The 12,833-nt window shown below is 42.1% G+C and carries 9 protein-coding genes and 1 riboswitch; of the genes, 8 read left to right on the forward strand and 1 reads right to left on the reverse strand.

Going from position 1 to position 12,833, the window contains the following annotated elements; genetic code table 11:
- The 7 genes from OCV43_RS02735 to OCV43_RS02765 form a co-directional block, all read left to right on the forward strand.
- Positions 1-815 (forward strand): sugar phosphate nucleotidyltransferase (locus tag OCV43_RS02735; protein ID WP_331494959.1); only part of this gene is annotated, 815 nt, incomplete at its 5' end.
- Entirely contained in the window at positions 803-1,363 is a 561-nt protein-coding gene (gene pth, locus OCV43_RS02740) for an aminoacyl-tRNA hydrolase (RefSeq protein WP_117698657.1), read from the forward strand. The genes OCV43_RS02735 and pth, both read left to right, overlap by 13 nt.
- 12 nt (positions 1,364-1,375) lie before the next feature.
- On the forward strand, positions 1,376-4,924 hold the full coding sequence (mfd, locus tag OCV43_RS02745; protein ID WP_262623359.1) for a transcription-repair coupling factor: 3,549 nt from the start codon (positions 1,376-1,378) through the stop codon (positions 4,922-4,924).
- Between the two features lie 75 nt (positions 4,925-4,999).
- Positions 5,000-6,097, forward strand: a complete 1,098-nt coding sequence (locus tag OCV43_RS02750) for a peptidyl-prolyl cis-trans isomerase (protein ID WP_262623360.1) — start codon at positions 5,000-5,002, stop codon at positions 6,095-6,097.
- A gap of 89 nt (positions 6,098-6,186) precedes the next feature.
- Positions 6,187-6,690 (forward strand): shikimate kinase, encoded by a 504-nt coding sequence (locus OCV43_RS02755; protein ID WP_262623361.1) that lies wholly within the window; start codon positions 6,187-6,189, stop codon positions 6,688-6,690.
- A gap of 3 nt (positions 6,691-6,693) precedes the next feature.
- Entirely contained in the window at positions 6,694-8,325 is a 1,632-nt protein-coding gene (locus OCV43_RS02760; protein ID WP_262623362.1) for a M23 family metallopeptidase, read from the forward strand.
- A gap of 150 nt (positions 8,326-8,475) precedes the next feature.
- A complete protein-coding gene (locus tag OCV43_RS02765; protein ID WP_022243618.1) occupies positions 8,476-9,768 on the forward strand; it encodes a UDP-N-acetylglucosamine 1-carboxyvinyltransferase in 1,293 nt (430 codons plus the stop codon).
- A gap of 242 nt (positions 9,769-10,010) precedes the next feature.
- Here the strand turns inward: OCV43_RS02765 and OCV43_RS02770 are convergent, their stop codons facing one another.
- Complete coding sequence (locus tag OCV43_RS02770; protein ID WP_022243617.1) at positions 10,011-11,141, reverse strand: HD-GYP domain-containing protein; 1,131 nt, start codon at positions 11,139-11,141, stop codon at positions 10,011-10,013.
- Between the two features lie 249 nt (positions 11,142-11,390).
- Positions 11,391-11,492: riboswitch (SAM riboswitch) on the forward strand.
- Positions 11,493-11,645: 153 nt separating this feature from the next.
- Between OCV43_RS02770 and metK the strand changes: the two genes are divergently transcribed.
- Complete coding sequence (gene metK / locus OCV43_RS02775) at positions 11,646-12,833, forward strand: methionine adenosyltransferase (RefSeq protein ID WP_022243616.1); 1,188 nt, start codon at positions 11,646-11,648, stop codon at positions 12,831-12,833.

Here is a 12,833-nt window from a genome sequence, read left to right on the forward strand (position 1 = left end):
GTATACTAAAATATAACAGTATTTTCGGCAGAAAGCCGGAGAGGAATAAAGAGGATAAAAATATGGAAGCATTAAAAGCGGTAATATTGGCAGCTGGAAAGGGAACCAGAATGCAGTCAGACCTTCCGAAAGTAGTGCATACAATAGACGGAAAGTGTCTGGTAGATTATGTAATTGAAGCGGCAGAAGGAGCAGGAGCGGAGGATATCTGTCTGGTGGTAGGCTATAAGCATGAAGAGGTAGAGAATACCATTTCACATAAAGATGATGTAACATTTGTACTGCAGGAGCAGCAGCTTGGAACTGGTCATGCGGTAAAATGTGCCAAGGATTTTCTGGGAAAAGAAGGACATACACTGATTCTTTTTGGAGATGCGCCACTGATTACATCTGCAACCTTAAAGCAGCTTTTGAAGCATCATATCCAGCATAAAAATGCAGTAACCGTATTGTCAGCAACGATAGATGACCCGACCGGATACGGAAGAATTATCCGCAATGAATCCGGAGAATTTATAAAGAGCGTAGAACATAAGGATGCAAACGAAGAAGAGTTGAAATCCCATGAGATTAATTCCGGAATGTATGTATTTAATACCTGGGAATTATCACAGGCATTGGATAAGATTCAGCCGAATAATGCACAGGGTGAATATTATCTGCCGGATACGCTTGCGATATTAAAGGATAAAGGACTTCGTGTAGATGCATTTGCACTGGAAAGCCCGGAAGACATCAATGGAGTAAATGACCAGAAGCAGTTAGAATCAGCTGCAGAAATCATCAGAAGAAGGAAGAAAGAATGTACATTATAGCGGGACTTGGAAATCCTGGAAAGAAATATGAACATACCAGACATAATGTTGGCTTTGATGTCATGGATGTACTGGCAGAAAAATATAATATAAGGATGGACGAAAAAAAGTATAAAGCAATCTGCGGCAAAGGAATGATCGGAAGTGAAAAAGTTGTTCTGGTGAAGCCACAGACTTTTATGAACTTAAGCGGAGAAAGTATCGCTGAAGCAGTAAATTTCTATAAAGTGGATCCGGCCAGTGAACTGTTAGTGATTTTTGATGATATCAGCCTGGCACCGGGAAGAATACGGATTCGTAAAAAAGGCAGTGCCGGCGGACACAATGGAATTAAAAATATCATTGCGCAGGTGGGAACAGAGCAGTTTGCTAGGATCAAGGTAGGTGTCGGTGAGAAACCACAGGGCTGGGATTTGGCAGACCATGTCCTTGGCCATATGGATAAGGCAGACCGGAAACTGGCAGAGGAAGCATTTTTAGATGCGGTATCTGCGGTAGAACTGATTGTCGATGGAAAAATCGAACAGGCAATGAATGACTATAATTAAAGGAAGAACATTATGAATGTATTTTTGCAGCCCCTTTCGGAACTGGAAGAATTGCAAAATGCCTTAAAGCAGCTAAAGAGCAATCAAGGTATCGTTCAGATATCCGGATGCATGGATGCGCAGAAGGCACATATGGTATTTGCGGCGAACGATGGTTTTAGAAATAAAATCATCGTTACTTTTAACGAACAAAAAGCAAGGGAAATCTTAGAAGATTATCGTTTTTTCGACAGGGAGACTCTCTATTTCCCGGCGAAGGATATTTTATTTTATCAGTCGGATATCAGAAGTAATCAGCTTACCGGAGAGAGGATTGCCCTGTTAAAACGTTTATCCGAAAAGAAGCCGGTTACAGTGGTATTGACTTTTGACGGACTGATGAACCGGATGGCAGGACTTGAAGCCTTTAAAGAAGCGGTGCGTACTTATAAGGTGGAAGACGAATTAGACTTTGAGGCAGAGACAAAGCGGCTTTTGCAGATGGGGTATGTGCGCAATTATCAGGTGGAAATGCCGGGAGAATTTGCGGTGCGTGGAGGAATCCTTGATATATATCCTCTGACGGAAGAAAATCCGCTGCGTATTGAAATGTGGGGAGATACCATTGATTCCCTGCGAAGCTTTGAGGCGGAGAGCCAGCGTTCCATAGAGAATTTGGAAGAAATTACGTTGTATCCTGCAACGGAACTGGTGCTGACGGAAGAACGGAAGCAGGCAGGCTTGAAGAAAATTCGACAGGAAGCGGTAAAAGCAGAAAAGAAGTTCCGCGACCAGATGAAAAATGAAGAAGGCCATCGCATCAAACAGACGGCGGCTGCTTTGGAAGAAGAGATAGAAGAATTAGGTGGTGCAGCTAATTTGGACAGCAGCCTTGCATATTTCTTCCCGGAGGCGGTAAGCCTTTTGGATTATTTTGGCAAAGACGAGACTCTTTTAGTCCTGGATGAACCTGCCCGGCTGATGGAAAAGGGCAGAGTGACAGAGCAGGAATTTGAAGAGAGCATGAAGCAGCGCTTGGAGAAGGGTTATATTCTGCCGGGACAGGCAGAAACGCTCTTTACCGGAAAGGAAATTACTGTGAAGATGCAGAGTTTCCACGGACTTGCACTGGCAGCACTGGATATGAAGGTGCGGGAGTTAGACATTACGAACCGTTACCATATTCAGGTGCAGGGTGTGAATTCCTATAATAACAGCTTTGCAACGCTGGTAAAGGATTTAAAGAATTATAAGAAAAACGGATACCGGGTCGTTGTATTATCCGCATCTAAGACAAGGGCAGAGCATCTGGCGAAGGATTTACAGGAAGAAGAGGTGAGCTGTTATTATGCCAAAGATTTTGAACGGGAATTGCAGCCGGGAGAAATCTTAACTGCCTATGGAAAAGTAAAACGTGGATACGAATACCCGCTGATTAAATTTGCGGTTATCACAGAAAGTGATATATTCGGGCAGGAAAAGAAGAAACGGAAGAAACACCGCCTCTATGAGGGAGAAAAGATACAGAGCTTTCGTGACCTTCATGTAGGTGATTATGTGGTACATGAAAATCACGGCCTTGGCATTTATCGTGGAATCGAGAAAATCGAAGTCGATAAAAAAGTCAAGGATTATATCAAGATTGAATATGCCAAGGGAGGCAATCTTTATATTCTTGCAACCCAGCTGGAACTGATTCAGAAATATGCCGGTTCCGATGCCAAGAAACCGAAGTTAAACCGGCTGGGCAGCCCGGACTGGGATAAGACAAAAACCAGAGTGCGTGGTGCGGTAAAAGAAATTGCCCACGAACTGGTGGAACTCTATGCTATCCGGCAGAACAAAGAAGGCTATGTCTATGGTCCGGATACTGTATGGCAGAAGGAATTTGAAGAGATGTTTCCATTTGAGGAGACAGAAGATCAGGAACTTGCCATTGAAGCAACCAAGAAGGACATGGAAAGCACCAAGATTATGGATCGTCTGATTTGCGGAGACGTAGGATATGGCAAGACGGAGGTGGCAATCCGTGCTGCCTTTAAGGCGGTGCAGGAGGGAAAACAGGTAGTTTATTTAGTACCGACCACAATCCTGGCGCAGCAGCACTATAATACCTTTGCCCAGCGGATGAAAGATTTCCCGGTAAGAGTAGATTTGCTTTGCCGTTTCCGCAGCCCAAAAGAGCAGAAGAAAACCATCGAAGATTTGAAAAAAGGCATGGTGGATATTATTATCGGAACCCACAGAGTGCTTTCTGAGGATGTGAAATTTAAGGATTTGGGACTTCTCATTATCGATGAGGAGCAGCGTTTTGGTGTGGCTCATAAAGAGAAAATCAAGCAGATGAAAAAGGATGTGGATGTGCTGACTTTAACGGCAACACCAATTCCAAGGACATTGCATATGAGCCTTATCGGAATCCGCGATATGAGTGTTTTAGAGGAGCCGCCGATGGATCGTGTGGCAATCCAGACTTATGTCATGGAATATAATGAAGAAATGGTGCGGGAGGCAATCTGCCGGGAATTAGCAAGAGACGGACAGGTTTATTATGTATTTAACCGGGTAAACCAGATTGCAGAAATGGCAGCGAAAATTTCAGAACTGGTGCCGGATGCTAATGTGGCATTTGCCCACGGACAGATGAAGGAACGGGAACTTGAGGATATTATGTATCAGTTTATCAACGGAGAGATTGATGTGCTGGTATCTACAACGATTATCGAGACGGGGCTTGATATTTCCAATGTAAATACCATGATTATTCATGATGCGGATAATATGGGACTGTCACAGCTCTATCAGCTTCGCGGAAGAGTAGGGCGTTCCAATCGGACGGCATATGCGTTCTTAATGTACCGCCGGGATAAAATGTTAAAAGAAATCGCAGAGAAACGTCTGGCTGCAATCAAGGAATATACAGACTTAGGAAGCGGCTTTAAGATTGCCATGCGGGATTTGGAAATCCGTGGAGCCGGAAACCTGCTGGGTGCCCAGCAGAGCGGACACATGGAGGCAGTCGGTTATGACCTTTACTGCAAGATGCTCAATGAGGCTGTCAAACAGGAGAAGGGAATCGGAGTGGAAGAAAGCTTCGATACAACAGTAGATGTGGAAATGGATGCATTTATCCCACCGTCCTATATTCCAAACGAGACACAGAAGCTGGATATTTATAAACGAATTGCAGCCATTGAAAATGATTCAGAAAGTGATGAGATGCTTGATGAGCTGACAGACCGTTTTGGAGACCCGCCAAAATCAGTAACAAACCTTCTTTCCATTGCATTGATAAAAGTGCTGGCGCATCAGGCGTATATGAAGGAAGTGGTAGAGCGTGGCAATACAGTGCGCTTTGTCATGTATGAAAAAGCTGCGGTGAATCCGGCAAAAATACCGGAACTTCTGTCAAAATATGATCATGCGTTGAAATTTATACCAGATCAGAAAGGACCGTATTTTGTGCTGAACCGGGGAACCAACAGCCGGACAGTATCAGGCAGCAGTATCGACTATATCCGCCAGTTTGTGTTGGATGTGCAGACGATTCTGGTAGAAAAAACCATAAAAAAGGATGCTTAACTGCATAAAAATCTTGCGGCATGTACGAAAAAGCACTATAATAGAACGATGATAAATATTTTGGAGGAACGTGATATGAGATTTAAGAAATTCACAGCACTTGCATTGGCGGTTGTTACTGCAGCTTCCGTAGCTATGACAGGATGTGGCAGCAGAATCGATGAAGATGCAGTTGTTGCTACATTAGGAGATAAAGAGATTTCACTTGGACTTGCCAACTTTATGGCACAGTATACAGCAGTATCCTATGACAGCTATATTACCATGGGATATGCTAAGGAAAATATGTGGTCACAGGATTTATCCGGAAACGGTAAGACTATGCAGGATAATGTAAAAGATGGAATCCTGACACAGATTCAGACCAATTATCTCTTGGAAGACCATATGAAAGACTATGGTGTGGAAATAACGGATGAGGAGCTTTCTGATATTGATACTGCAGCACAGCAGTTCATGGATGACAATAGCAAGGAAGCAATCAGGACCATGGGTGCCAAGAAAGAATATGTAGCAGAAATGCTTCGACTGAACCTGATTCAGAAGAAGATGCATAATGCAATCATTGCAACTGTAGATACCGAAGTTTCTGATGAAGAAGCGGCACAGAGAACATTCAGTTATATCAAGGTTTCTACCGAGGCACATTATGATGACAGCAAGAATTATGTGGAATATACCGATGATGAGAAGGCAGAATTAGAAAAAACTGCAGAGAAAATCGCAGAAGAAGCGAAAACCGATTTTGATGCAGCAGCAACAGACAACGGATATACTGTAAGCACTTATTCATACGGCAGTGATGAAATCGGTGAAGATGGAACAGCAACCGGAAGTATGGATGCATCCGTTATTACAGCAGCAGATGCGTTAAAAGAGGGAGAAGTTTCTTCCATGATTTCCGTAGATGGAAAAGGATATTATGTTATCCGCTTAGACAGTGAATTTGACCGTGATGCAACCGACAAAGAGAAAGAAACAATTGTTTCTCAGCGTCAGTCCGATAAATATACTGAAGTATGCGACAGCTACAAGGAAGAAAAAGAATGGACGGTAAATGATGATGTATGGGCAGCTGTTAACTTTGATAAGCTCTATACCATCAAGAAAACAGATACAGAAACAGAATCTGTAAGTGAGACAGAGACAGCATCAGAGGCAGCAACAGAATAATTGCAGAAATTATAAAGTAACAAGAACATAGAGAAGCAGAAAATTTATTTTTCTGCTTCTTTTCTATCACATAGATACAGGAGTATGGAATGAAAGACAATATCGTATTAATCGGAATGCCGGGCGTAGGAAAAAGTACTGTAGGTGTCGTATTGGCGAAGGCATTAGGCTATAATTTTGTGGATGCAGATTTAGTCATCCAGCAGCAGACTGGAAAGCTTTTGTGTGAGCTGATTGCAGAGCATGGAACAGAAGGATTTCTTGAGATTGAGGATGAGGTAAACAGCAGCATAGAAGGACATAGAGCAGTCATTGCCACAGGAGGCAGTGCAGTATATTGTGCAAATGCCATGGAGCATTATAAAGAAATTGCAACCGTACTTTATCTGAGTGTATCTTATGAGACATTAGAAGAGCGTCTTGGTGATTTGAAAAACCGCGGTGTGGTATTGAATGATGGCCAGACGCTGAAAGATTTGTATGATGAGAGAACTGCATACTATGAAAAATATGCGGATGTAACAGTAAACGAAGAGGGATTGTCAATTCGTGAAACAATCGATGCAGTAAAAGAAAAACTCGGGATGGAATAAAAGATGCAGATACCAGGGAATGCACAGGAACCTGTGAAGATGCAGGAATCAGATAAAATGAAGAAGTCAGATAAGATGCAGGAGCAGAAAAAGAAATCAACAACTTTAAATAGAATTGGAAAAGTCGATAAAAAGATTCGTATCCGCATGTGGGCAGCAGGCATATTTTTCGTCTGTCTGGTACTGGTGGTACTTTTGCAGAAATTTTCACTGGGACAGAATTATTTTGTGGTAACCGTAAATAATAAAGTGGTAGGCTGTGTCAGCAGCAAGACAAATGTGGAAAAGGCAGTACACGAAAGCCGGCGGCAAATGGCAAAAGAGAGTGAAGGCTATCTGATGCAGGAGATTTCTTATGAGACAACAGAAAGCCATAAGCCATTTCAGAAACTGTTAAGTGAAACTGCATTAAAAGAAAAGATTACAAAGGAGCTTAAGAAAGAAAATTCCGGAGAAATCTTTGCATATACGGTAAGTGCCGGTGAAAACCAGCTTTCTTTTGCAACTTTAGATGAAGTAGAAACGTTTTTAGGACGTTTGAAGGAAGAACAGGATACGGACAATCGGTTTGAGGTAGAGTTCAAAAAGGAAACAGATCATCAGGAGGGAATGCTTCTTGCAAACTTAAAAGAGGCAGGCGTTTCAGAAAAAACAGAAGATTCTGCGGATGCCGGTATTGTGCAGCAGCTTGGAATCTATCTTTCCGATGCACAGGAGAATCCCGGGGAAAATAATTATGAAACCGGAATTCTTTCGATGGAATTTGCACAGGATGTGGAAGTGTTCACCAATCTGGTAGCAGCGGACACTCTGACGGATATAGATGCCGCGGTGGAAGAAGTAACAAAAGAGAAAGAAACGAATAAAATATATGAGATACAGCCGGGAGACTGTCTGTCGGTTATTGCACAGGAGCATGATACATCGGTGGCAGCAATTATAGCACTCAATGGATTGTCCGGGGAAGATGCAGTAATCAGTGCCGGTGAAGAACTGATTCTGTCGGTGCCTCAGCCGGACATCAGCTTACGGATCAGCGAAGGCGTAGTATATGAAGAGGATTATACCGCAGAGCCGGAGATTGTACCGAATGATTCCTGGTATACGACCGACGAGGTGGTGCTTGCAGAGGGAACTACCGGACATCGCGAGGTTAATATGGTGGTGACAACAGAGAATGGAATTGAGACGGAGCGGAGTATGATCCACCAGACCATACTGACAGAGTCAACGCCGGCAGTTATTGAGCGTGGAACCAAGATACCGCCAACTTACATTAAACCGCTGATTGGCGGAAGAGTTTCTTCCGGTTTTGGAAGAAGATGGGGCAGAATGCATAAAGGAATTGACTGGGCATGTCCGACCGGAACCAAGGTATTTGCATCCAGCAATGGTGTAGTAGTCAGTGCCGGCTATGTTTCCGGATATGGCAACTGCGTCTTAATCAGCCATCCGGATGGAAGAATGACACGTTATGCACATAACAGTAAATTACTGGTAAAAGCAGGGCAGAGCGTATCACAGGGTGAAGTGATTGCATTAAGCGGAAGTACGGGACGTTCTACAGGTCCGCATGTGCATTTTGAGATATTAATTAATGGTTCCCAGGTAAATCCGGTGAACTATCTGAATTAATTTCGATTTACAAGTCAGTGAATATATAATATAATAATACTATTGTAGATAATTCTTTTGAGGTACGAGAAATACTTGACAAAAGAGGAAATAAGTTACTATAATATTTTGTTTGTAATTTTGTAGGGAATCTAAGCATAGAGGTGCGAGATGGAACAGTATGTGATTAAAGGTGGAAATCCTTTGGTTGGCGAAGTTGAGATTGGTGGAGCTAAGAATGCTGCACTGGGAATTCTTGCGGCAGCAATTATGACGGATGAGACCGTAATAATAGATAATTTACCAAACGTTCGTGATATTAATGTGTTATTAAGTGCCATGGAGGGAATTGGTGCTAAGATAGAGCGTCTTGGAGAACATAAGGTAAAGATTAATGGTTCGCTGATTCATGATTTGAGCGTGGACTATGAATATATTAATAAAATCAGAGCTTCTTACTATCTGTTAGGAGCATTACTTGGCAAATATAAGAAAGCAGAAGTGGCTTTTCCGGGTGGCTGTGCAATCGGAACCCGTCCGATTGACCTTCATCTGAAAGGTTTTCGCGCGTTAGGAGCCGATGTTGATATTCAGCATGGGTTAATTTCTGCTACTGCAGAACATCTGGTGGGAAACCATATTTATTTAGATAAAGTTTCTGTAGGAGCAACCATTAACATTATGATGGCGGCATCCATGGCAGAGGGAAAGACAATTATTGAAAATGCAGCTAAGGAGCCACATGTCGTAGACGTAGCAAACTTCTTAAACAGCATGGGAGCAAATATCCGTGGTGCAGGAACAGATGTCATCCGTATTGTGGGTGTAGAGAAGCTTCATAAAACAGAATATTCTATTATTCCGGATCAGATTGAAGCAGGAACTTTTATGTTTGCAGCGGCTGCAACCAAAGGTGATGTAACTGTTAAAAATGTTATTCCCAAGCATTTAGAGGCAACCACAGCAAAGTTAATTGAAATTGGTTGTGAAGTGGAAGAATTTGATGATGCAGTACGTGTGGTATCCAGCAAGCCATTGCATCATACCCAGGTAACTACTTTACCGTATCCTGGCTTTCCAACAGATATGCAGCCACAGATGTCGGTGCTTTTAGCATTAGCAGAAGGAACAAGTACCGTAACGGAGAGTATTTTTGAAAACCGTTTCAAATATGTAGATGAACTGACCCGTATGGGTGCACAGGTGAAAGTAGAGAGCAATATTGCAATTATTACCGGTGTTGAAAAATTCACAGGTGCAAGAGTCAGTGCTCCGGATTTAAGAGCAGGTGCAGCCCTTGTAATTGCAGGTCTTGCAGCAGAAGGCATCACCATTGTAGATGATATTTATTATATTGAACGTGGATATGAACATTTTGAAGAGAAATTAGCTTCCCTTGGTGCAATGATTGAAAAGGTAAGTTCCGAGAAAGAAATCCAGAAATTCACATTGAAAGTATCATAAGATAAGAGCATCACAATATAGAAAGTTTTGAATATAAATACTAATATGAATATTGCAATGAGACAGAAGTGTTAAAAAGCGTTATCATAACCAAAAAAAGATATCTGGTAAATATGCTGCAAATGAGGCATAGTTATCAGATATTTTTTTTACGCGAGTAGCGAGAAAAATCGCATGCTTGCATGCAGATTTGACGAGCACCGCGATAACTCGAGAAACTCGCAAAGCGTGTTTCTCGTAGTTTATATGATTGCTTTGATATATAAAGGACTTTTCTCAAGGTCAATACAGGCTCCATCATCTAACTGAACCAGTGGCTTGGAAAGACGACGATGATTCAATAAAACAATGCGGGCAGAAGTACCATCACTTAACATAACCCGGTTGTTCTGGTATGCATTGGCAATATTCTCTAAGAAGGTCAGAATATACTTTGGCTTATATTTCTGCAGACCGTCTTTTTCAAATTCGGCAATTACCTCAAACGGACAAAGGGGAGCACGATAGGAGCGTGCTGCTGTCATGGCATCGTAAACATCGGCAATCGCAATGATGAGTGCATAGTCATCGATTTCTTCCATGGTAAGCCCCATTGGATAACCGGAACCATCGCAACGTTCATGGTGCATGAGAGCTGCCTTTTTAATATGGGAATTTAATGGCTGGGATTTTAAAATATCGTAGCCATATTTCGGATGATTACGAATCATCTGGAATTCTTCATCTGTTAATTTTCCGTCTTTATTTAAGACCTCATCCGGAATTTTTGTCTTACCGATGTCATGAAGCAGACCGGCAAGGGTGAGAGTGTCTAATTCTTCATTGGAAAAATGCAGCCATTTTCCGATAATACGGGAGATGATGGCAACATTCAGACTGTGTGCATAGGTGCTGTCGTTGACCTGACGCATATTATGTAACATATCAAAGACATCCAGAGTGGTCTGCTTTGGACTTACTAAAGAAATGGTCTTTGATAAAAGCTCTTCTTTGTTTACGGTTCCTCCATCGGAAAGATAAGCATCAAAACAGTTCTTTAAATCCTGGGAACGCAGGGTGAAATCCACCTGAAAACGCTGGAATTCCGGAGAACTTTTGAGCTTCTGTGAGTAAGAAGCATCAGAAACCGGACTTGGTGCAGAAACAGGGCTTTTGGCAGGAAAATATGCCGGATCTTTTGGCGTTTCCATTGGAGTAGCGACCTGTTTATTTTCTGTAATCTGCACACTGGCGATGCCATAAAATTCCAGTCTGGAAATCAGGGTACGCGTAAGTTCTACATTCGGATTAATAATAAGCTGTCCACGCTTGGTGCGGACAGGAATTGCTGTAACCATACCTGGTAACAAATCTTTTGTCTGATATTCTTTCATGCATGTGGTCCTCATTCTGGATGGATTTTATAATTATGATAGAACAAATCACAATTATATTCCTATTTAAGTATATTCTTTTTGCTAAAAATGTCAATCTTAACAGTAAAAATCGGAAAAATTTGTCAAAAGGATACAAAAAGTAATAAGGAATGTTTTCTCTGTTGATGAGAAAATATGGTGCTTGACATTTCGATATAATAGGTGTATTCTCTCCCATAGAGATTTGAAAATTCAATATTGTAATTTCTCTTATTCAGAGTGATGGAGATACATAGGATCAATGAAGTCACGGCAACCCCACAACATAAGGAAGGTGCCAACCTGAGCGAGCAAGTCGAACAATAAGAGGATTTGATTATCTTTACCGTTATCGGGTCCGCTTATGATGTAAGCGGTTTTTTTATTTTACGCGAGCAGCGAAAAAAGGTCTGGAAGAAAGAGGAGCCAAGCGCATCCACCAGATACTTAATAAGGGAATCAACAAAACGAGAGGAGAAAACGATGGAAAAAAGATTATTCACATCAGAGTCCGTAACAGAAGGACATCCAGACAAAATGTGTGATGCGATTTCAGATGCAATTCTTGACGCATGTATGGCAGAGGATCCAATGAGCCGTGTTGCCTGTGAGACAGCAAGCTGTACCGGATTTGTACTTGTAACAGGAGAGATTACTACAAAGGCAAAATTAGACATTCCTGCAATTGTAAGAAATACTGTAAATGAAATCGGTTATGACCATGCAGAAACCGGATTTGACGGACATACCTGTGCTGTTATGGTAGCATTAGACCAGCAGTCACCGGATATTGCAATGGGTGTTGACAAGGCTTTGGAAGCAAAAGAAAATAAAATGACCGATGAGGAGATTGAAGCAATCGGTGCCGGAGATCAGGGTATGATGTTTGGTTATGCAACCAACGAGACACCGGAATATATGCCATATCCGATTTCGTTAGCTCACAAACTGGCATTACAGTTAACCAAAGTTCGTAAAGATGGTACTTTAAAATACTTAAGACCAGATGGAAAATCACAGGTTTCTGTAGAGTATGATGAGGCTGGAAAACCAAAGAGATTAGAGGCAGTTGTACTTTCTACACAGCATGACGAGGATGTAACTCAGGAACAGATTCATGAGGATATTAAGAAATATGTTTTTGACCCAGTCCTTCCAAAGGAATTAGTTGATGAGAATACTAAATTTTTCATCAACCCAACCGGACGTTTCGTAATCGGTGGACCACACGGTGATGCAGGTCTTACCGGACGTAAAATTATCGTAGATACATACGGTGGATACGCCCGTCACGGCGGCGGAGCATTCTCCGGTAAGGATTGCACCAAGGTTGACCGTTCAGCAGCATATGCAGCACGTTACGTTGCTAAGAACTTAGTAGCAGCAGGTCTTGCAGAGCGTTGTGAGATTCAGTTATCTTATGCAATCGGTGTAGCACAGCCTACTTCTGTTATGGTTGATACTTTTGGTACCGGAAAAGTTTCTGATGAGAAATTAGTAGAAATTATCCGTGAGAACTTTGACCTTCGTCCGGCAGGAATTATCAAGATGCTTGATTTACGCAGACCGATTTATCGCCCGACAGCAGCATATGGTCACTTTGGAAGAACCGATGTTGCACTTCCATGGGAAGCGTTGGACAAAGTTGATGAATTAAAGAAACACTTATAA

Source organism: Roseburia amylophila (assembly GCF_025567465.1).
In the GTDB taxonomy this organism is placed as follows: Bacteria; Bacillota; Clostridia; order Lachnospirales; family Lachnospiraceae; genus Roseburia_C; species Roseburia_C amylophila.

Coding starts and splice junctions, on each gene's coding strand:
- pth (WP_117698657.1), top strand. CDS start 803: ATGTACATTATAGCGGGACTTGGAAATCCTGGAAAGAAATATGAACAT.
- mfd (WP_262623359.1), top strand. CDS start 1,376: ATGAATGTATTTTTGCAGCCCCTTTCGGAACTGGAAGAATTGCAAAAT.
- OCV43_RS02750 (WP_262623360.1), top strand. CDS start 5,000: ATGAGATTTAAGAAATTCACAGCACTTGCATTGGCGGTTGTTACTGCA.
- OCV43_RS02755 (WP_262623361.1), top strand. CDS start 6,187: ATGAAAGACAATATCGTATTAATCGGAATGCCGGGCGTAGGAAAAAGT.
- OCV43_RS02760 (WP_262623362.1), top strand. CDS start 6,694: ATGCAGATACCAGGGAATGCACAGGAACCTGTGAAGATGCAGGAATCA.
- OCV43_RS02765 (WP_022243618.1), top strand. CDS start 8,476: ATGGAACAGTATGTGATTAAAGGTGGAAATCCTTTGGTTGGCGAAGTT.
- OCV43_RS02770 (WP_022243617.1), bottom strand. CDS start 11,141: ATGAAAGAATATCAGACAAAAGATTTGTTACCAGGTATGGTTACAGCA.
- metK (WP_022243616.1), top strand. CDS start 11,646: ATGGAAAAAAGATTATTCACATCAGAGTCCGTAACAGAAGGACATCCA.